12 protein-coding genes and 1 pseudogene are annotated in these 19888 nt (G+C 59.0%); 5 read left to right on the forward strand and 8 right to left on the reverse strand.

Annotation, left to right across the window (positions count from 1 at the left end):
- Positions 1-165: 165 nt before the first annotated feature.
- Positions 166-606: a hypothetical protein gene (locus DES53_RS10775; protein ID WP_113958275.1), complete on the reverse strand. Its 441-nt coding sequence runs from the start codon at positions 604-606 to the stop codon at positions 166-168.
- 143 nt (positions 607-749) lie between these two features.
- Here DES53_RS10775 and DES53_RS10780 point away from each other — a divergent pair, with 143 nt between their 5' ends.
- The 4 genes from DES53_RS10780 (at position 750) to DES53_RS10795 (ending at position 5883) form a co-directional block, all read left to right on the forward strand.
- On the forward strand, positions 750-1358 hold the full coding sequence (locus DES53_RS10780; protein WP_147263335.1) for a hypothetical protein: 609 nt from the start codon (positions 750-752) through the stop codon (positions 1356-1358).
- Between the two features lie 100 nt (positions 1359-1458).
- Entirely contained in the window at positions 1459-2184 is a 726-nt protein-coding gene (locus DES53_RS10785) for an ABC transporter ATP-binding protein (RefSeq protein ID WP_113958277.1), read from the forward strand.
- Positions 2181-4754: an ABC transporter permease gene (locus tag DES53_RS10790; protein ID WP_113958278.1), complete on the forward strand. Its 2574-nt coding sequence runs from the start codon at positions 2181-2183 to the stop codon at positions 4752-4754. Before DES53_RS10785 ends, DES53_RS10790 begins: the two co-directional genes overlap by 4 nt.
- A gap of 10 nt (positions 4755-4764) precedes the next feature.
- The gene (locus DES53_RS10795; RefSeq protein WP_113958279.1) at positions 4765-5883 is read left to right on the forward strand and encodes a lipocalin-like domain-containing protein; all 1119 of its coding nucleotides are present in this window, start codon (positions 4765-4767) and stop codon (positions 5881-5883) included.
- A 30-nt stretch (positions 5884-5913) separates the two neighbouring features.
- Here DES53_RS10795 and DES53_RS10800 read toward each other — a convergent pair whose 3' ends face one another.
- From DES53_RS10800 to ilvB, 4 genes and pseudogenes are all read right to left on the reverse strand, one after another.
- Complete coding sequence (locus DES53_RS10800; RefSeq protein ID WP_113958280.1) at positions 5914-7002, reverse strand: phosphotransferase; 1089 nt, start codon at positions 7000-7002, stop codon at positions 5914-5916.
- Positions 7003-7111: 109 nt separating this feature from the next.
- Entirely contained in the window at positions 7112-7657 is a 546-nt protein-coding gene (ilvN, locus tag DES53_RS10805; RefSeq protein WP_113958281.1) for an acetolactate synthase small subunit, read from the reverse strand.
- Between the two features lie 45 nt (positions 7658-7702).
- Positions 7703-8065: pseudogene (locus DES53_RS33705) on the reverse strand (four helix bundle protein).
- A gap of 47 nt (positions 8066-8112) precedes the next feature.
- Positions 8113-9840 carry a biosynthetic-type acetolactate synthase large subunit gene (gene ilvB, locus DES53_RS10815; protein WP_113958588.1) on the reverse strand — a complete coding sequence of 576 codons (1728 nt, stop codon included), beginning with the start codon at positions 9838-9840 and terminating at the stop codon, positions 8113-8115.
- A gap of 538 nt (positions 9841-10378) precedes the next feature.
- On the opposite strand from ilvB, the gene DES53_RS10820 reads away from it, so the two are divergent.
- On the forward strand, positions 10379-11242 hold the full coding sequence (locus tag DES53_RS10820; RefSeq protein ID WP_147263336.1) for a hypothetical protein: 864 nt from the start codon (positions 10379-10381) through the stop codon (positions 11240-11242).
- A 282-nt stretch (positions 11243-11524) separates the two neighbouring features.
- On the opposite strand, the gene DES53_RS10825 is transcribed toward DES53_RS10820, so the two are convergent.
- The 3 genes from DES53_RS10825 to DES53_RS10835 form a co-directional block, all read right to left on the reverse strand.
- Complete coding sequence (locus DES53_RS10825) at positions 11525-16792, reverse strand: beta strand repeat-containing protein (RefSeq protein WP_113958283.1); 5268 nt, start codon at positions 16790-16792, stop codon at positions 11525-11527.
- Positions 16793-17373: 581 nt separating this feature from the next.
- On the reverse strand, positions 17374-17859 hold the full coding sequence (locus DES53_RS10830) for a RidA family protein (protein ID WP_113958284.1): 486 nt from the start codon (positions 17857-17859) through the stop codon (positions 17374-17376).
- Positions 17860-17937: 78 nt separating this feature from the next.
- Positions 17938-19752 carry a C39 family peptidase gene (locus DES53_RS10835; RefSeq protein WP_113958285.1) on the reverse strand — a complete coding sequence of 605 codons (1815 nt, stop codon included), beginning with the start codon at positions 19750-19752 and terminating at the stop codon, positions 17938-17940.
- Positions 19753-19888: the final 136 nt, after the last annotated feature.

Consider the following 19888-nt stretch of genomic DNA (forward strand, 5'->3'; position numbering starts at 1 on the left):
AGAAGGCTTCTCCAGAAGCCTTGCTTCGCTTGGCTCACCCCTGAATCACCATCATTTGGCTGTCACGAAATGAGGCAGATCAACCGCGCCAATCTGCCTGAAGGCTTGCTGAGATTTGCGCAACAAAGGCTTCTGGAGAAGCCTTCTACATTGTCGAGCGCTGTGCTACGCCTTCGATGCAATCACGCCACCTGCTATAATCAGCGCAGCAGCAGTCAAAATCTTGCCCGGATGAATCGTTCGCCATTCGGCAAAGACAATCAACCCAATCATCACCGCGACCAGCGTGTTCATATTGTAGAGCGGCACGAGCTGGCTAATTTGTGCATCGAACTTCTTCAAAGCCAGGCTCACGAATCCCGTCGCCGCCGCCCAGCAGAGGCCGAAAAGGCAGGCATAGCCAGCTCCACTTGCCGACCATTTCCAGTCCTGGTCACCCACGCAAAAGGCAGCCCCCACCACGGTGGTCACCAGTCCCGTCACGATCAGGAAAACTCCGGGGGCGGTGCCAGCCATGGCGCTGAGTTTCTGGCCTGCGCTGGAAATTCCCAGCAGGATAGCGGGCAGGGCTCCGCCCACGAGGAGGGCGAGGTGTTGACGGGTCATGACGAGTGGGTGGCTTGGGGATGTACCTGAGATACGACCCACGCAGCCATCCTGAGCAGCCGCTCCTGAAAAAGTTATTGAACCAGAGCCTGTCACCGCAGCAGCGTGGCAAGAACCCATCCAGCTTCCACGTCTCCCCCTTGATGAAAAAACTCCTTTTCTCCTGCTGCGCGTTGTTTCTGCTGCTTTGCGCCCGCCTCGACGCCCGTCCCGTCTACATACCTTCGGTGGCGGAGCTGACACGGGATGCCAGTCTCGTGGTGGTCATCGAACCCCAGTCTGTCAAGCAGACCAAAGATATACCGGATGATGGTTCCTTTGGCGACAGGCCCATGACCAACTACGTGCCGCTGGAGACCACCTGCCGCGTGGAGGTGGTGCTCAAGGGCGAGCTGAAAGCGGAAACGCTGCAGATTGTCCACTTCCAGTACGTGAGCAAAATGGACTTCAACGGCTCCAGCTTCATCACCTTCTTCTTTCCGCCGGCGAACCTCGCCACGTATCCCGCCAACAATGAAGACAAGGTCGAGGCCGGATCACTCAAGTTCCCTGGCTATGCCGTGGGCAAGCCGCAGTACCTCGCCTTCTTACGCCGATTGCCGGACGGACGCTTTGCCCCGGTGACGCCGCAATATGATGCCGCCTTCTCCTTCAAGGTGCTCACAGGCCCGAAATGGTCTGGTGGGTACAGAATGCATCCTGATACCAAACCCGTGTCCCCCGATGAAAAGAAGGATGGCGCGAGCAAATGAACTTCTGATGCACGGTGGCGGAGAATCCCCACTCTCCACGGTTGCCTTTCACACGAGGTGCGATTTCTGTGTGTGCACCTCCTGTTGAAGCACTGATTTCATGCCCGCAGATCCCACGCTCGCAGCCCAGTCCCGTTCTTCCCTTCATGAACAAGACGTCACCGCTCCGGTGCTGGCCGTGTCCAAAGCCAGCAAGAGCTACGGAGACCGTCCCATCCTGCGCGACGTCACCTTCACCATGCGTGCCGGAGAGCGTGTGGCCCTGCTGGGCCCTTCCGGCAGTGGCAAGACGACCTTGCTAAATTGCATCGGCGGCGTGGATCGTCCTGACTCGGGCGAGGTGCTGGTGGCCGGCTGCAGGCTGCATGCGCTGGACACGAATGGTCTCGCTGAAGTGCGCCGCAAGCATCTGGGCATGGTGTTCCAGTTCTTCCACCTGCTGCCAACGCTGACGGCCGCGGAGAATGTGGAGCTGCCGTTGCAGTTGCTGGACATTTCCACTCGTGAACGTGAGGACCGGGTGGAGCTGCTGCTGGATCGCGTGGGCCTCACGCAACGCGCCAAGGCGCTTCCCTCAGAACTCTCCGGCGGCGAGATGCAGCGCGTGGCCATCGCGCGCGCCATTGTGCACAAGCCAGCGCTGCTGCTCGCGGATGAGCCCACGGGGAACCTCGATTCCCAAACCGGCGTGGCCATCCTCAACCTGCTGGAGGAAGTAGTGCGCGAGACTGGCGCAGCCCTGCTCATGGTGACCCATAGCGAAGAGGCTGCAGCCCGCTGCCAGCGAATTCTGCGCATGAAGGACGGCACGCTCACAGAGTCATGAAGAGCGTGTGGCTCATCCTGGAGCGGTGTGCCCTGCGGCACTGGAAGCTGGCGTGGCGGCAGCAACTCGCCCTGCTGCTGATTCTCGCGCTTGGGTCCGGCGTCTATCTCGCCATGCGTCTGGCCAATCGTGCAGCTCTCTCGGGCTTTGAACAATTCACGGATGGCATCACCCGCCAGCCCGATTGGAGCGTGACCGGGAAGACCGGTCCTCTCCGCGAGACCGAGCTTCGGGAGATGCGTGACCTGTTGGGTAGCCGCCCGGTGCAGATGCTCCCCATGATCGAGGAGACGGTGAGTCCTGCGAGCGAGCGTCAGGGTGAAATTGGCTCCGTACCGACGTGGCGGCTCATCGGTGCGGATTGGATTGGGCTTATGAATGTGCGTGGTGAGACGCCTCTGCAACTTCAGCAGGAGCAGGACCGCCGGAAAAGTGAAGCACCTCAGGAAGGCGTAGTGATGAGTGCAAAGCTCGCAGCCAGACTTGGTGTATCCGAAGGTGACACCTTCCGCGTGATCATTGATGAGCGCGTGGTTCCACTGAAGATCGCAAGACTCATGTCTGACATTCCCGGTGTGCTCTCCCTGCCGGAGCACATGTTGCTCATGGACCTGCCCGATGCGCAAAAGGCCATGCATCGTGAAGGTGAAGTGGACCGGGTGGAGATTCTCTGTGAAGAGGGCGCAGCGTTTCCACTCTTGAGCGCAGAAGTGGGCGCCCTCCTGCGGGAGCGCTGGCAGGTTAGCGGACCAGAAGAGCGACGCATGCTCGCCGGCACCATGACGGAGGCTTTCCGGCTGAATCTCACCATCCTCTCACTGCTTGCTCTCTTCGTGGGAGGTTATCTCATCTTCCAGGCGCTGGATGGTATCGTGCTGCGCCGCCGCGAGGAGATTGGTATTCTGAAGTCGCTCGGGGTCACGGATGGTGCGATTCAGCGAGCCTTCCTGCTGGAAGCCACCCTGCTGGGCATCATCGGCGGCGGTGTTGGGTTGCTGGTGGGCTGGGTGGGCGCTCAAGGTGCAGTAGGCGCCGTGAGCAAGACGGTGAATGCGCTCTATGGCGCCACGAGTACCCAACGCGCCGACCTTCATCTGGGAGAAGCAGCGTTGTGCATGGGCATCTCGATAGCTACCAGCATCCTCGCCGCATGGTGGCCTGCGCGTGAAGCGGCGCGCACTCCTCCCGTACACATGCTGGGGCGCAAGACGGCCACCTATGGCGGCGGCAAGTGGTGGCGTGCCTCCTGGCTGGGATGGGCGCTGATGGCGCTGGCAGTGGTGCTCGCACAACTTCCCCCTCTCAGGATGGAAGCCGGCACGCGCTTGCCGCTCGCGGGCTACGCCTCCGCGCTCTCGTGGTTGCTGGGCGCAGGGCTCGCCGCCGGAGCGCTGCTTCGATACGTGTCAAAGATCCCGTCCCATGCGCCGGTGCGACGGTTGGCCATCAGCCATCTGCGCCGTCCGACCGTGCGGCATCGCTTCGCCGTAGCCGCCCTGGCGAGCGCCATCGCGATGACTTCAGGCATGGCCATCATGGTCTCCAGTTTCGAATTGACCGTCCGTGACTGGATACAGCGAACCATGAAGTCTGATGTGTATGCAGCCAGCGCCGGTTCCCAGAGTGCGGGCAGTACCAATCACATCAGCGCAGCGACCGTGCAAACCATCTCTAAAATGCCCGAGGTGCAGGAAGTCGCGGCATTGCAGTCACGTCCCATTCAGATTCATGGAGCACCAACCACGGTGCTGGGGGTGAATGGCAACTACACCACGAAACACGGCATCTACGCGTGGATCCAGAAACCCAAGGAGGAGCGCTGGTGGATGCCTGGGGGACCGGGCAATGACGGCGCTACTCCCGCAATCATGAACGAAAGTTTCTCGGATCGCTTTGCCGTAAAGGTCGGTGATACCATGACACTGCCGGGTGATCATCGTGTGAAGCTCGTGGGCATCCACGCGGACTACGGCAACGAACGGGGCTCCATCACGGTGGCAGCTTCAGAATTTCGCGAATGGTTCGCCACGGACATGGCATGGCGTGTGGCCATGATGCTGAAGCCCGGTACTGACGCTGAGTCTTTCTGCGAGAAACTGCGGCAGGCACAACCGGGACTGAATGTATTCTCCAATATCCATCTTCGATCAGAGGCTTTGCGCATCTTCCGCCAGACCTTTGCAGTGACGCATGCACTGGAGGTGGTGGGTGTAGCGGTAGCAGTCGCCGGTCTGGGTCTTGCGCTCGCCTGTCTGCTGCTGGAACGGCGCGCAGACCTCGCCACGTTGCGTGCCATTGGCATGACTCCGGGACAAATCGCTGGCGCTGCCGCATGGGAGGGCATTGGCGTGGCTGCCGCAGGCACAGCCATGGGTATTGGTGCAGGTTTGTGGCTGGGATGGCTGCTCATCTATCGAGTGAACAAACAATGCTTCGGCTGGACGCTCGGATTCAATCTACCGTGGTGGCAGCTCACTTTGCTAAGCGTGGCGGTCATTGGGGCGGGAGCATTTGTCGCCAGCATGGTGGGGCGTTGGGGCTCAAGAATGCGTTGGGAGCAGGAGGAGTAGTCAGACGGGCATGAACATGAAGCAGCAGCGCCTTACACGCCTCATTCACTCTGTGATCACGATGCTCTGCGTCGTGGCATCTCCAGTTGCACATGCGCAACTCACTACAGAAGACGGCTTCGCCCTTCCCCAGCCGGGACGGCAGTTCACCTTCCCCCGTGATCACGGCAGTCATCCTGAGTTCCGCACCGAGTGGTGGTACATCACCGGCCATCTGGATGCGAAGGATGGACGACGCTTCGGCTTTCAGGTCACGTTCTTCCGACAGGCAAATCGGCAGCCCGATGGCACCGTGCGCCAGTTGCATTTCGCCCATGCAGCTCTGCTTGATGCGAAGACCGGCAAGTTCATCCATCAGGAGCGCCTGAACCGCGAAGGATGGGACGCATCTTCCTCCTCCACCGGATTGGACGTGCGCAATGGGAACTGGACACTCAAGCAGGAAACAAACACGCAGCGTCTCCAACTCAACGCGACCGTGCATGCAGATGCCCTCCTGACCCTGACGCTCGATCCTGCGAAGCCTCTGGTGATTTTCGGCGAGAATGGTGTCTCACGCAAAGGGGTGGCGCAGAACGCGGCGAGCCACTACCTAACCTTCCCCCGACTCAAGGTCTCCGGCTCAGTCAAACAAGGAGCGGAGACTCTCGAAGTCGCCGGCGATGCCTGGATGGACCATGAGTTCAGCAGCAGCCAGCTCGATGACGGGCAAGTCGGCTGGGACTGGGCCGCGCTCCAATTTCACGATGGCACGGAGATGATGGTCTACCGCATGCGGCGCGCGGATGGCAGCACGGATGCTGCGTCCAAACTGGTTCTGATTGGGAAAGATAGCACCCAGCGTGCGCTGAAGGCGGATGCCTTCTCCTGGAAGGAAATCACCACGTGGCAAAGCCCGCGCTCAGGCGCGAAGTATCCCATCGAGGTGGAGGTCGCTATTGAGCAAACCGCTTATCGTCTCCGACCTCTTGCCAGAGACCAGGAGCAAGGTGGCGACATCACAGGCCTGCCCTATTGGGAGGGTGCGTGTGATATCCTGGATGCTCAGGGAAAGATCGTTGGTCGTGCATTCCTGGAACTGGCAGGGTATGCGGGCAATCTGAGGAAGCATCTCAGCGGGAAGCAGTAAGCTCAACGTAGCTCGCGAGCTACGTTATCATCAGCATTGAGATAGCAACTGGCAAACATCCACCTGGTGGCTCTGACTCTCGACGTTCCTACGCATGACTTCCAATCCATCCCTGAACGACTGGGGCAGACTCCCCACATCAAGGGTGCGGTGGTAGTGCACATAGATGATCGCTTCGCGAAGCAGGAAAAACTTCCCAATCAGACTTTCATCGAGAACGGTTCCGATGCCCGTACCGAAGTACCCCTCGAGGAATGATGCCAGCGGTGGAAGCATGCGCTGGTGCAGTTCCGCGTCCGCGAAGCGGTTGAGTGCTCTGCAGTAGATGGAGTCGTAGAGCACAGTGGCGATGTCCTGGAGGAAGCTTCCGTACTCGCAGTTGTCGAAATCAAAGAGCCACGGGTGTACCCCATCAAAGTGGCAGTTGTTGAAACTGACATCTCCGTGAACCAGTCCGTACCCCATGGTCACATCCAGGGACTGACGCAAATCTGCCACGAGAGTGGCCACACTGTGGCAAAAGTCCTCCCCCAACCTCTCCTCCATGGCGGACACATCCTGACAAAGGAGACGGGACTCGTGCCAACTGGAACGGTGCCCTGATGAGTCATGGGGTTTGTATGGAATTGACTCGCGGTGCAAGTGTCCAAGCAGCCGACCCAATTGCCCATACTCGGCAGCATATCGCGGCAGGTCATCTGACTTGGGCGAGATCTGTTGGCCGGGTGCCTGCTCGAAGCAGGCCACCACGTACTCAGCTCCACCCTGTCGAAGACTGACGCACCATTCTCCAGCCAGCGTTGGCAGCGGTGCACACACTGAGACGCCACGTGCAGCAAGCCGCGATACCCACTTCAGCTCCGTTTCCACCTCAGTCAGCGTGCGGTGTCTGCCTTCTGAAATACGGACGATGCAAACGCCACCGCCAGATGGTCGCCGTGCCCGATACACGGAATTCTGGCTCTTACGCAGAAAGACCAGATCGTCTGCGCGTAGACCGTAGGGTTCCACAAGTTGGTCGAGCAGGAGGGAAGGGCACATCCGAGTTTGGGCGATAGCACTTCCGCGCCTCGTCGTCGTGCACAAATGTACGGACCGATAGAGGATGGAGTCTCCCATCTGCAAAAACAAAGCCGCATCCCAGCAGGGACGCGGCTTTGTGATTTGGAAATATCAAACCAAACTTCTCTCGCGAAGGGACTCGCGAGGTACGTTTAGCGGCGCAGGTTTAGGTTTCAGCCGTACCACGAGCCATGACCACCTTGCCGGTGCGCACGGTTTCGATGATTTCGAACTTGGCCAGCAGGTTCACGGCGGCATCCACCTTGTCGCTGTTGCCGCTGATCATGACGATCATCGACTGCTCCTGAAGGTCCACGGTCTTGCCGTTGAAGTGCTCCACGATCTGCAGCACTTCCGTGCGGTGATCCGCACTGACCAGCAACTTGATGAGCACCATTTCCTTCACCACGGAATCGCGGTCCGTGTGCTCAAAGCAATGGATGACGTCAATCAGCTTGCGGCACTGCAGGATGATCTGGCTCAGGCCTTCGGGATGACCGCTGATACCCACTGTCATGCGGGAGTAGCGGGGGTCACGACCTTGAGAAACCACCAGCGAGTCAATGTTGAAACCACGACGGCTGAACACCGCGCAGACGCGGCCAAGCACACCGGGCTTGTTCGCCACGAACATACTGAGCGTATGCACGTTCACGATGTCCGGCTTCGGAGACGGCTTCACATCACTGGAGGGGATATTACGGGAGCTCATAGGAACAGAGGGACAAGGGATATGGGACAAGGGACAAGCAAGCTTCTAGCTACCCAGGCGGGCAATCAAAGCGTTCAGCATGCGTTCGATTTCATTGCAGAGATTGAGGACTTGCTCGGAGTCATCTGGAGATACAAAGCCAAACTCACGGGATAGTTCTGTCTGGGTTTGCGTTTCGTAGAGGGAACCTCGAGCCATTTAAAGGAAGCGAATGTAGTCAGGTTTGGAACCGCGGCCGTTGCCCTCAGCGATATTTGAAGGGACAGACACCGAAGCCCGGCGAATTTGCTGACTCAAACCATACTGTTCTTCTTTTGGGAACTGGCGGCTAAGGGTGTAGACCAACTTGGCAAGGGACATGGCTTTCTGCCAAACAATCAAGTCTTTGTAGGATTTGATATCGCTCATCGCATTGAGCCTTGTCCCTTATCCCTTGAACCTTGTTCCTTCCTTAATTACGTCGAACCCACCGGCTTATCCATCTTGTGCTTCGGAGGCTCGATGAGCATGTCCTCCAGAGCGGCGCCAGCCGGGATCATGGGGAACACGTTCTCCGTCTTGATGCACTCGGCTTCAATGAGGCAGGGGCCGTCATTGTATTCCAGTGCCTGGGTGAGGACCTTCTCGATGTCCGCAGGGCGGCGGATGTGCCAGCCCTTGATGCCGTAGGCTTCAGCAAGCTTCACGAAGTCCGGGTTGCCCAGGAGATCCACGCCGCTCTCGCGGTTTTCGAAGAAGAGCTCCTGCCACTGGCGCACCATGCCCAGGTAGCTGTTGTTCAGCACGAGGATCTTGATGGGCAGCTTGAGGATGGCAGCGGTGGCCAGCTCAAACAAGGTCATCTGGAATCCGCCGTCGCCGCTGATGGACACCACGATGTCTTCCGGGCAGCCAAGCTGCGCGCCGATGGCCGCAGGGAAGCCGAAACCCATGGTGCCAGCGCCGCCGGAGCTGATCCACTTGAAGCTTTCGTCGTTCTTGTAGAACTGCGCCGCCCACATCTGGTGCTGGCCCACGTCGGTGGTGACGATGGCCTTGCCCTTGGTGAGCTGGAACAGCTCATCGATCACCTGCTGCATGCGGAGGCCGCCCTGCTTCTTGTAACCGAGGGGGAACTTCTTCCTGTAGCCATCGAGGTGCTCGTTCCACTCCTTCGTGTCCAGCTCGGACAGGTGGGGGATGAGTTCCTGGAGCGCGGCCTTGGCGTCACCCTTCACAAAAGCGTCGGGCTTGATCATCTTGCCAGCTTCGGCTTCGTCGATGTCGAAGTGAACGATGGTCGCGTTTTTACCGAACATGGCAGGCTTGCCAATGATGCGGTCATCGAAGCGGGAGCCCACGTTGATGATGCAGTCGCATTCGCAGATGGCCTTGTTCGCATACGCGGTGCCGTGCATGCCCAGCATGCCGAGGCTGAGGGGGTGCGTCTCAGGGAACACGCCCTTGCCCAGCAACGTGGAGGTCACGGGGCAATTGAGTGTTTCCGCGAGGCTGCGGATTTCCTTGTCCGCGCGGGCGATCATCGCGCCGTGACCGGCGAGAATGAGGGGACGCTTCGCCTGCATGATGAGGCGGGCGGCTTCCTTCACCGCGTTCTTGTCGATGTTGAAGTCTTCCTCGGGATGATAGCCCGGAAGGTCCATCTCGGCATTCAGGTCGCCGTCGAAGGGAGCCTGGCTGATGTCTTTGGGAATGTCGATGAGCACCGGACCGGGGCGGCCGGTGGTGGCGATGTGATAAGCCTCACGCGCCACGCGGGGGAGGTCATTGGTCACCTTCACCAGATAGCTATGCTTCACCACCGGGGAGGTGATGTTGAAGATGTCCGCTTCCTGGAAGGCGTCCTTGCCCAGCATCCACGACACGGTCTGGCCGGTCAGCACGATCATGGGCACGTTGTCCATCTGGGCGGTCATGATGCCCGTCACGGTGTTGCCAGCGCCAGGGCCGGAGGTCACGAGCACCACAGCAGGCTTGCCGGTCGCGCGGGCGTAGCCGTCCGCCATATGAACTGCACCCTGCTCGTGACGCACGAGGACGAACTTCATGTTCGTCTTCACGGTTTCCAGTGCGTCGAACATCGGCAGCGCAGCGCCGCCAGAGTAGCCGAACACGTACTCGATGCCGAGTTGGTCGAGGGTTTTGATAAGCGCCTGAGCGCCGTCCATTTTTTCTTGGCTCATGGTTGTGTCTCCTGAAAAATCGGGTTTGGAGGGTGAAAATCCCACGAAAGGCGAGATCATCAAGATGAAAATTGATGTTTTTAACCCGAATTTGAGAGAGGCGAGGCATTCCACCGAGAAAAATTGCCGAAAACAGGACAAAACCCGCACTCTGCCCGCTACATCGCGTTCAAAAAGAGTAAAGATGGCCCGCCCATGAACCAATGCTGTTCTTTTCTCGCGACAGTTTCGAAGCTTGCTTACTCCATGATTGTATGAACCATGGGAGCGGATGGCGAACCCGCAACCGCAGCAGCCCTATTTCATACCGCGTGTAGCCGGTGTGCCTCAACCCCCACCCCAGCCTCAGCCATTTCCGCCACCACAGTCCCTGCCCGAACCTCCATTACCCTCGGAGTACCCCACTGAGGCAGAGGTCGCATTTCAACCTCCGCCCCCGCCACCGGTGGCGCCTCCTTTGGCCGCGCCACCGCCGCCCTTCATCGGTCGGACGCCCTTCAAAGCTCCTCCCCAGAAGACCGGTAGCTTCTTCCGGGTCATGGCCCACTACTGCTGGATGGCCGTCCTCCTGTCGATTGGAGTGAACCTGGCCCTGAACGCTGCCAAGCTCCCCACAACTGACGAGAGCACCCTGATCAAGGCTGTGTTCCTCGGAGTGATCTGGGGCAGTGGGATTGTGTCCGGCATCATTGCCCTCTTCGGCATTCGTCGGCACGGTCGCAAAGGCATTCTGATTCCGGCTTTGGTGGGACTTTTTCTCTGGATGGCCCTCGTGGCACTGACGGCTCTGATGTTCCCCCTGCTAGAAAAGGTCAAGGAGATCGCCGCCAGCACGAAAGCCAGCACAGAGGCTGAGACGACCGCTCCCTCGACTTACGCCTCCACGTCCAGCCTCACCTCCGCACCTGCTCCCGAAGCCCCGCGCAAGATGGAGCCCGTCACCCAATCTCCTCCAGTCCATCCCGAAGGCGCCACTCGGGTGGAGGACCAGGAACTCGGCGTCTCCTTCGCACTCCTGGAGGGATACACCCTTCCACAGGACGCCAATCCCGCGGAGAAGCATGCCTACAAGCGCAAGTTCATGACAGAACCCACGCGCATCCTCGAGATCCGGACGTTTGAGGGTGATTACTCACGCCATCTCGCTGCAGCAAAGAATTTCCCAACCCCGCCCTCGGGCCAGACAAGCGAGTCCGCAGTCTTTGACTGGCGTGGGCGTAAAGTGGGCGGCACCCGCTGCGTCGATGCGACGAGGAACCCTTCTTATCTGACGTTCAACATCGTCATCCCCCTCCGCAAGCAGTCCATCGTGGTCACCATAGGCGGTGCTGAGGAGTATGAGCCGGTGCTTCAGGAAGTGGTGGACCAGGTAGTGAGCTCCCTGAATGACGAGGCGAACTAAGGCTCGCCAGCCTTTCCACCCGACGGACGTCAGGGAGAATTGGGTGATATCCTCGCAACTTGATTGCCCACGGGGAAACACCCACCCCCACGCTTGATGGAAACCTCTCCCGAAACCACCTCGTCACAAGACGAGATTCGTGGATCTGATTCACTCGATCGCTCCTCCTCTCGGACGACTACGGCTTTTCGATGTTTCACCCGCAGCACGAGAGCGCCAATGAATTTACCAGGAGCAAAGGCGTGATGATAGCCACCCTGCCCACGGGATAGGGCCTGCTGTTCAAGAAATGACGACAGGGCTTGGGCACCTCCGCCCGCGCCCGCGGCGCAGGACCAGTGCCATGGCAGCCAGACCGAGCAGCACCACTCGTCCGGGCTCGGGTACGGCGATGGCGATGACTCCCGAAGTGTACAGCGCGCTCGTGTCCCAATAGAAGGCACCCGTGAGCGTCGGCAGATCCAGCATGGTGAAGGCGCCTGTGCGATTGGCCTCCAGGGCGGTCCAGTCGATGATGTGCCACGCGTCCCCCACAGCCCAGTCCACGAGTCCATTCAGATTCTGCACACGAAGGATGCTGCCCTGATTCAGCATCACATTTCCCCCGATGACCAACCTGTCTGCGTCATCGGCATCATTGAGCATGCCACTGCCTGCACCTCCGGTGATGTCCAACACCACCGCACCACCACCCTCCACCAGTAGCGTTCCCGCGCCTGACGTTTCAATGTGGAGATCCGCTGCCACCGCCGGCACCTCACCAACACTCAGCGTACCGCAAACGATCACAGAATTCCCTGCACCCGGCGCGATGCGCCCCGTGCCAGCAAGAATACCTGCCGCCTCCACATGCACCTCTCCCGTGCCCGTGGCCGAACCGGAAGTATTGGTGACGACCAGCCTCCCCGAATTCACGCGAGTGCCGCCTCCATAGGTATTGCCATTCGAACTGAGGATGGTGGCTCCACCCGCTGCGTGCTTGATCATCACGGAACCCGCACCTGTAATGTTGTTCGCCACAGTGAAGGCATTGTTGCGATTCATGACCAGCGTAGCGCCAGCACCGATGGCTACGTCGCCCGCGCCAACCATGCCGGCACCGCCTCCATTGCCGAGTTGCAGCACCCCTGCCGAAATGGTCGTGCCACCCGTATACGTGCTGTTGCCGGTGAGCACCCACTTGCCGGAACCCGTCTTTTCCAGCTTGCTGGAGATGGAGGCACTGGCATCCGCAAAACTGACGATCTCATTCTCCCCCGTGTTGGTGCCGCCGAGGCGGAGCACACGCTGCACAGTATTGGTGCCTCCCGCGGTGAAAGCAGCGGTGAACTTCAGGGTGCCTTTGCCTACATTCTCAATCGCAGCAATGACGGACGAAACGTCTCCAGGCTCATCTGAGTTGGTGACACTGATCGGCCTATTGGTGGCGGAATCGGTATCTCCAATGTAGCGAAGTGTGGCCAGTGCACTCGCGTTCGTGGCCGAGGTCGAGAGCGTGGCCATCTGGATGATATGCGAATTGGCATCGAAATCCCCGGTCCCGAGAGAGCTGGCCTGACCGCGATCCGCCAGCTTGGTCACCTCAAGGGTATTCCGATACATGTTTGTAGAGCCCTTGAAGGTATTGGCCTCACCCAATTGCAGCGTGCCCTGTGAGATGATCAGGCTGAGATGATTTTCATTGGTCCCGCCGCCTCCCAGAAAGCCGTTCCGGAAATCGCTCGTACCGCTCACATAGTGGTGAAAGACCGAGAGGCTCGTATTGCCACCCACCACTGCATTTCCAGTACCGGTACCCTGAATGCGCAAACCACCCCAGAGCGCGACGGATTGATTGCCTGCTCCTCCCAAAATAATCTTCCCACTGCTGGTGCCATTGCCGAGGATGTAGTTCGAATTGTAGTTCAATCCGTAGGCGATGGAGGACGATGTGGTTTTGACAAGCTGCAAAGTTCCTTCCTGAATACGAAAGTCACCTGAGTAATCCGTCGGTGCGTAGACGGCGTTGTATTCAATGACCAAAGCGCCAGCCCCTGCCTTGGTGAGGCTTGCATAGAGGTGACTGGAAATGGTGAGAGCGGCCGCCGTGTTGTTCTGAATGATGACCAAGTCCGTGGCGCCAGCACCCGCACGAAGTCCCCCACCACGGATGGCAGTCGCATTTGCGCCTACACCAGAGGTCACGAGGATGCCGCCCGTGGCGAGTTCATTGCCCGCGCCCAAGGTGACGGTCGTGGCCTGCGCTTGATTGAATCGCAAACTGTTGATGGCCGTATTCACGGTGAGGCTGGTGCCCGCGACACTGCCGGCAATGTCCGCATTGCCCTCCAGAGTCGTTGCGGTGCTGGCGGTGTATCCATTGATAGTGGAAAGTCCCACAATATTTCGCACACCAGCCACAGCCACATCCGTGGCCGCCCAGTCGTCTGCGCCAACCGTGGCAAAGGCAGCGCCTCCGGTGCCTGTGAGCAACGCATTGTCCGATCCAGCCGTGGTTTTGATACTTCCGCTGGACGGAAGATCAAAACGCACCACCCCTCCAGCACCGCGATTGATGGCTCCAAAACGGATGTCCATGCCACCCGTGCCGGTGGACACAGCGGAAATGCGTGAATAACCACCATTCACATTGAGCGTTCCCAAAGCCTGGCTGCTCGCGCCATTCGTTTTGCCCGTCGCGCGGAAAGTACCGCCCGCCATTGTGAGAGTGCCCACCGTGCTGGAAAGTGTGACATTGTTATACAGAATGTTGGTGGCAGGCGCGCCCGCAGCATCGAAGTTGAGGTTCAGCATTCCATCATTCACGGAGGTGACGCCGGTGTATGTGTTCGCGCCGCTGAGATTCACGGTGCCAGAATCGATCTTTGTAAGGGCGGTGACACCAGCCGAATTATTGCCTATGACACCGGTGACGTTGATCGTGCCTGTTCCTCCGAGTTGAGCCGTTCGTGTGCCGGAAGTCGCGCCTGTTCTCACACTGCCAGAAAGGATCAGCGTCGTGCCTGAATCCGCGGTAATGGAACCAGTTCCCGAAGCGCCAACGCTGAGAGTTCCTGACAAAGTATTGTTCCCGGACACACTGCGAATCGCTCCCGCTCCATTGAATCCACCACCCTCGAATGTGATGTTCTCCGCGACGGAGGCGTCTGATCCGAAGAAGAGCTCCAATCCTCCCCCTGCGCTCACGGTAGTGGCTCCCGTGGTACTGCCGAGAGCGCTGGCATGCGTGATACGCAAGACACCGGCGCTGACCGTGAAAGCGCCGGACGTGATGACCGAATTATCTCCACCCAGAGTGAGTCGTCCCGTGCCCTGCTTGGTGATGGCTTGAGTCGTTGCATTGATCCGGCTGTTCACCACAATATCTCCCGCACCCGAGAACGTCAGCGTGCTGCTGGTGCTGCCGAAGGTGATGGAATTGTTCGCCGCATTGGCATTGAAGAGCGTCAATGTGCCGCTGTCTGAGTGAATCCGCGCCGGTGCCAGCAGGGTGATGACTCCACTCATGGTATTGTTCCCGCCCAGGTTGCGGATAGCGCCGTCATTGTTCTCACCATGCCCCCCCACGCTGAAGGTTCTGCTGACCGTGATGCCTCCGGAGAGCTGCAGCGCTGCGTTCTCCAGGACCGTGATGGTGCCACTCGAGCCAAAGGCGCCGTTGCTGCGCATCTCAACCGCCCCTGAAGCAATCGTGGCACCACCGGTGAAGGTATTCGTGCCGCCGAGCACCACCTTCGATCCCGTGACGCCATTGAACAGCAGCATCATCGCCCCTGTGCCGTTGTTGGTGATGTTGGCATCGATACGCAGTTCAGAAGTGGTGGAGTTGTTCGTCAGGATGATCTGGCCTGCTGTGTTCGCAGTTGGTCCCCCACCAGTCAGGGTGCCGCCGGAGATAATCAGATCGCCGGCTTTCGCTCCGAGCTGGATGCCGCCCCCACCGGCCGCCGTTGCACCGAGTCGCAAAGTGCCACCCCCCAATGCCACCGTCCGATCCGTGCACATGTCCGTCATGGATACCGTGCTGATATCGTTGGTCCCACTGGTTACAGTCACATTTCCCGTGGAGCCGCTGCTGATGGTCAGGTGACTGGTGTTCGTGTAGCCTGAAAGCGTGGAGAGCGCAGTGCCTGTGGTGTGTGTTAGATTGCCCACGAAGCCTCCCATGACCACGCCGCCAGATACCCGCGCCCAGGATGTTTCACCAGCACCATCTCGGTAGGTGGCCCATGGGCCCAGAAAGCCATCAGCCATCGTGGTGGTGATCGCCCCTGAAGCCGCTGCTTTGAATGCGATCATGCCTGTTCCAGTCCGGGAGATGTTGCCGAGACTCAGGTTCATACTGCCGCCTGTGCCAGAGGTGAGGTTGACCACTGCCAATCCTCCCAGCGTGCTGGTGGAGCCTGTCACAGATACAGCACCAAACCTCTGGGAGTTGGTGGTGAATGCCTTTCCCACCAAATTGAGCACCGTCGCCGAGTTGTTGCCTCCAATGAAGTTGAGGGCTCCCGCATCCGTCACATTGTTGTACAGGAGATCTGAAGCAGGCGCTGCGCTTCCTGAGAAATCCAGAATGGTCACACCACCTGCAAAACTTGAAGCACGGCCCAAGGTGGTGGCCCCCGTGTAGTTGCTGGTGCCAGTCAGCGTCAGTGTGCCCAATCCCGAGCCCGTAGCAAATCGACTGAATCCGAAGTTCCCTGTGATGCCTCCGCTGATGACCGTGCCAGTGATGCCCCCCGTATTGGTCTGGATGCCTGCGTCACCTGTGAGCGTGATCTGCCCGCTGATGGTCGTGTTTGAGGCATCCACACGAATGGCACCATACTGGCCCAAGCCACCTGTACCGGCGATGCTGATCGGCACGTTGTAGAATCCTCCGCCCGCGATGGAGAAGCAGCTCCCATTTTCGACGACGATGTTTGACATGCTCGCGAGTGTCCCCGCGGCCGTGCTTCGCACGAACAGCCCCCCGAACGCGCCTTTAATCGTGAGCGTACCCATGAGGGTCGAGGAGGTCATCCCGAACGAAAAGAACTGCTGTAGCGAGCCTCCTGACTTCTCGATCGTGAGTCCATTTCCCATGATCGACAACGAACTCGCCAGCGTGATGAAGTTGCTTCCTCCAGAGGAAAGATCCGCCAGCTTGATCGATGCATTCTCCCCAAAGGCGAGTGTACCTCCGCTGGCACCAGCGATGGTATACTGCTGACCATTGCCGCTCACCGTAGTCGGAGCGGAAGAAAAGCCCATGAAGTCCAATCCTGCCACTCCTATGATTTCTCCGGTGATGGTCACGATATTCGGTCCCACTGGTGTAGAGCCCGTGACACCAAACTGTGCCGTGGTGGGATTGGCATTGTCCCAATCCACATTGTTCGTCCCATCCCACCACTGTCCGGCGCCGAGCCACTGACCACTGCCGTTCGGTTGACTGGTTCCAGCGCCATTGGCGTCCCAGATGAAAGTCTGCGCAGATGCATGCGTTGCAACGAAGGTGATTGCCAGCATGATGCCTACTACGAAGAGACTGCGTGAACGTATATGCATGGGGGTATGACCGGCCCAGACATGGATTCTCCGTTCCGCGATGCTCCTTCATCGCAGCAATTGATGACGCAGTGGGTCTGGGGGTTTGCGTGCTTCGCAAAAGCACGGCGCGTGCCACGGACCCATGCGCCCAGACGTCTGATTCTGACCCGAACTGACGCTTTTATGTCACCGCACCACGGTATTCACCGACGTTATCTACAAAACCAGATAACGCGCTATGAGCACCATCTATGGGCTCAACGATGAACGAGTGACCACACGGGACAATTGCTCTATCCCACGTCAATCATTGAGGGCATGGTAACAACCAACCTGCAGATAATCTTCCAGAGTTGAGCCAGTGCAGCAAATGCGCGCGAACTTTATGGATCCAGGCAAAGTGTCCAAAGCACACCGCAGCAGGCGAATGCAGACTATCCAAAAAGCGCTGCAACATGCAGGACCATGACCATTCGAAGGCCATTAGTCCCACTGCCGCCGCCACGCCCAGCATTCCGCCTGCCTCATACGTTGAGCAGGAAGAGCTTCTGCCTTCCCGCATTTGTGTACCTCTGTACGGCTGCCTGTCCCGTTGGAGGCTACTCCAGAACTTCCACTTTCGGCAGATCGAGCTCAAAGATGCCTTCAATCTCCACCGCAATGTTGCCGGGCAGCGGTCCCATGCCAACCGCACTGCGAGCCCCCACCCCCTTGTCCTTGCCCCACACGTCGGCAAACAACTCACTGCAGCCATTGATGACCTTGGGGTGGTCATAGAAGTCCGGTGCGGAGTTCACCATGCCAAGGAGCTTCACCACGCGTTTCACCGCGTCGAGCGTGCCAAACTGCTTCTTCAGCGTCGCCAGCATGGCCAGGCCGACCTGCCGGGCCGCTTCCTTCCCCTGGGCCAGGGTGAGGTCCATGCCCACCTGTCCGGTGATGAGCGTGCCGTCTGAGCGCAAGGGGCCATGGCCCGACATGTAGGCGAGATTCCCCACAATGACGATGGGCTTGTACACTGCCACCGGCACCGGGGCGGCGGGGAGTTCCAGATTCAGTTCGAGAAGACGGGATTCGGCGGACATGGGAGGAGACTACAAAACCCTCTGCAATTCTTCCAACCCGAAAGTGCGCAATCCTGACGAAGAAAAATCGACTTAGCCTCAGTGCTCCTTCGGCTCGATGACGTACAGGGCCAGTGTGGCCCTGAAGGCGTCCTCCAGGCCCATGCGTTTCAGCTCATGGCCGGCACCCCACGAATCGGTAAAAATGAGCTGCTGTCTGGCCTTGTTGTACCCAATAATCAGGCGCATGTGATTGCCTCCTGCCTGTGCGGCATTGGCAGGTTCCTCAGGGTAGCGCCCCAGCTCCAGAGCCCAGAGCATCGGCACCCCCTTGGAGGTATAATCCTCAATCTGCTTTTCGAACTTGGCTAGATTCACCTCGCTCAACCGGTTGCCATAAGGCACGCCGAGACCGCCGCTCCGCAGGCGGTAGCCCAACGGTTTAAAATTCACCTTGAAGCGGCTGTCGATCTTGCGAAGCGCATCCTCCATGTCCATGGAGTTGGTCCCAGTGTTCGCATCCGAGCCCGCAATCTGCGCGATTTCATGCTGGTCGCAGGGGATCCGCAGGTAGCCAAACAACCGCTGGCAGGAGGCTACGACGCAATAGCCCTTCGCCCCCTGATCCACCATCGGCACCTCGCTGATGAAGACATCGCCGTTCTTCTCCCGCTTCACGAATCTCGGCAACTCAGACTTGCCCAAGGCCGTGCGACGGATGCTCTGACCGGTCTCACTCGCGAAGGACTCCCGTTCACCCGGAGCTGCGAGACGCAAGCGAAGAAACTCCGGCTGGCCACCATCAAGGGCTCCCGCGTTGTATTCCAGGGCGGCAAGGGCGGCGGGAGCATTCCAGGCCCAGCCACCGATTTTCACCGCTGTCTGAGCACCAGGGCGCCGCTCCGTGGGCCGAACCCCGAGGAGCTTTCCGACGGCCACCCCCGCTATCTTGTAGCGACGATCAAATTCGCTTGAGGACACCTGCCCGCTATCGCCACGATTGTACAGCGACACTGACACGCGAGTAGCTTTGCCCTTGGTAAACTCAACCACCGCTTCGTCGACAGGCACCGCGCCATCGAAGATCTTGAGGTCCACCTCCACATTGCTGAAAGGACGGCGGGAGAAACGCACCCCCGACTTGTCCGTCGTGAGCCACTGGTAGTACGGCGAGTCCGCCCCACCCGGCATGGAAAACAATTTTTCCACCCTCTCTGGAGTCAGCGACCATAGCGACGGCAATGCAAGAAGAGCATCCAGATTGAGGAAGAACTTGGGATCTTCAGATGCAAGTTTTTGCGCCGGATACCCAGCCACGAGCACGGGGTCCGCAGAAGCGGGTGCGAAAGAGATGCGCAGGAATTTTTTCTCCTTGCTGACATTGATCACGGCCATGGAATTTGCATTCCGCCAGACCTGGATCTGCATCCCCTTCTCCCCTTCAAATCCACGAAGCTGGGGCTGTGAAACCGGCGTGGAAGAAAATAGCGCGCCCAGGTTATTTTCCACAGCCGCACGTACTTCCTCAAAGTTTGAGGATTGTCCGGTCACCTGGACGATCATGTGACTGACTCTTCCCCCCGCAAAATAAACCCCGGCAGATTCCACTGGTACCTTCCCGGCGAAGATGCTGAGAAGCGCTTCAGAGCCGGAGTAGGCCTTGGCGTCAAACAACGCCACGTCTTTGCCCCCTTTCGTGCGCCCGAGCCAGGAGAACTGCGGACTCTGCTTCACTCCAGCATCTGTGAACGTGCTGGCCACTGTGTCCTGGGTTTTCTCCCAAATCGCAGGAAACGCCAGAAGCGGGTCGAGGTTCACCTGCACCTTGCCGCCGTCAGACTGGGCGGGCAACGCAGGTTCTGCAAGTTGCACGGCACCGCAGATGAGCAGGAGGGTAAGTAGACGGCGGAGCATGGCAGTCACACGTTAAGTGAATGGTCCGGGTGAGAACCCACCAATGAACACTAACAGAACACCAATTTGTCTAGCAAACAGAAAGACACTGCCCACGTATTTCAATACGTGCCCGCCCGTACAGACGGCGCACTGC

This window comes from Roseimicrobium gellanilyticum, assembly GCF_003315205.1.
GTDB lineage: Bacteria > Verrucomicrobiota > Verrucomicrobiia > Verrucomicrobiales > Verrucomicrobiaceae > Roseimicrobium > Roseimicrobium gellanilyticum.

Excerpts from the sequence above, each read along its gene's own strand:
- DES53_RS10775 (WP_113958275.1), bottom strand. The coding sequence starts at position 606 with ATGACCCGTCAACACCTCGCCCTCCTCGTGGGCGGAGCCCTGCCCGCT.
- DES53_RS10780 (WP_147263335.1), top strand. The coding sequence starts at position 750 with ATGAAAAAACTCCTTTTCTCCTGCTGCGCGTTGTTTCTGCTGCTTTGC.
- DES53_RS10785 (WP_113958277.1), top strand. The coding sequence starts at position 1,459 with ATGCCCGCAGATCCCACGCTCGCAGCCCAGTCCCGTTCTTCCCTTCAT.
- DES53_RS10790 (WP_113958278.1), top strand. The coding sequence starts at position 2,181 with ATGAAGAGCGTGTGGCTCATCCTGGAGCGGTGTGCCCTGCGGCACTGG.
- DES53_RS10795 (WP_113958279.1), top strand. The coding sequence starts at position 4,765 with ATGAACATGAAGCAGCAGCGCCTTACACGCCTCATTCACTCTGTGATC.
- DES53_RS10800 (WP_113958280.1), bottom strand. The coding sequence starts at position 7,002 with ATGGGAGACTCCATCCTCTATCGGTCCGTACATTTGTGCACGACGACG.
- ilvN (WP_113958281.1), bottom strand. The coding sequence starts at position 7,657 with ATGAGCTCCCGTAATATCCCCTCCAGTGATGTGAAGCCGTCTCCGAAG.
- ilvB (WP_113958588.1), bottom strand. The coding sequence starts at position 9,840 with ATGAGCCAAGAAAAAATGGACGGCGCTCAGGCGCTTATCAAAACCCTC.
- DES53_RS10820 (WP_147263336.1), top strand. The coding sequence starts at position 10,379 with ATGGCCCACTACTGCTGGATGGCCGTCCTCCTGTCGATTGGAGTGAAC.
- DES53_RS10825 (WP_113958283.1), bottom strand. The coding sequence starts at position 16,792 with ATGCATATACGTTCACGCAGTCTCTTCGTAGTAGGCATCATGCTGGCA.
- DES53_RS10830 (WP_113958284.1), bottom strand. The coding sequence starts at position 17,859 with ATGTCCGCCGAATCCCGTCTTCTCGAACTGAATCTGGAACTCCCCGCC.
- DES53_RS10835 (WP_113958285.1), bottom strand. The coding sequence starts at position 19,752 with ATGCTCCGCCGTCTACTTACCCTCCTGCTCATCTGCGGTGCCGTGCAA.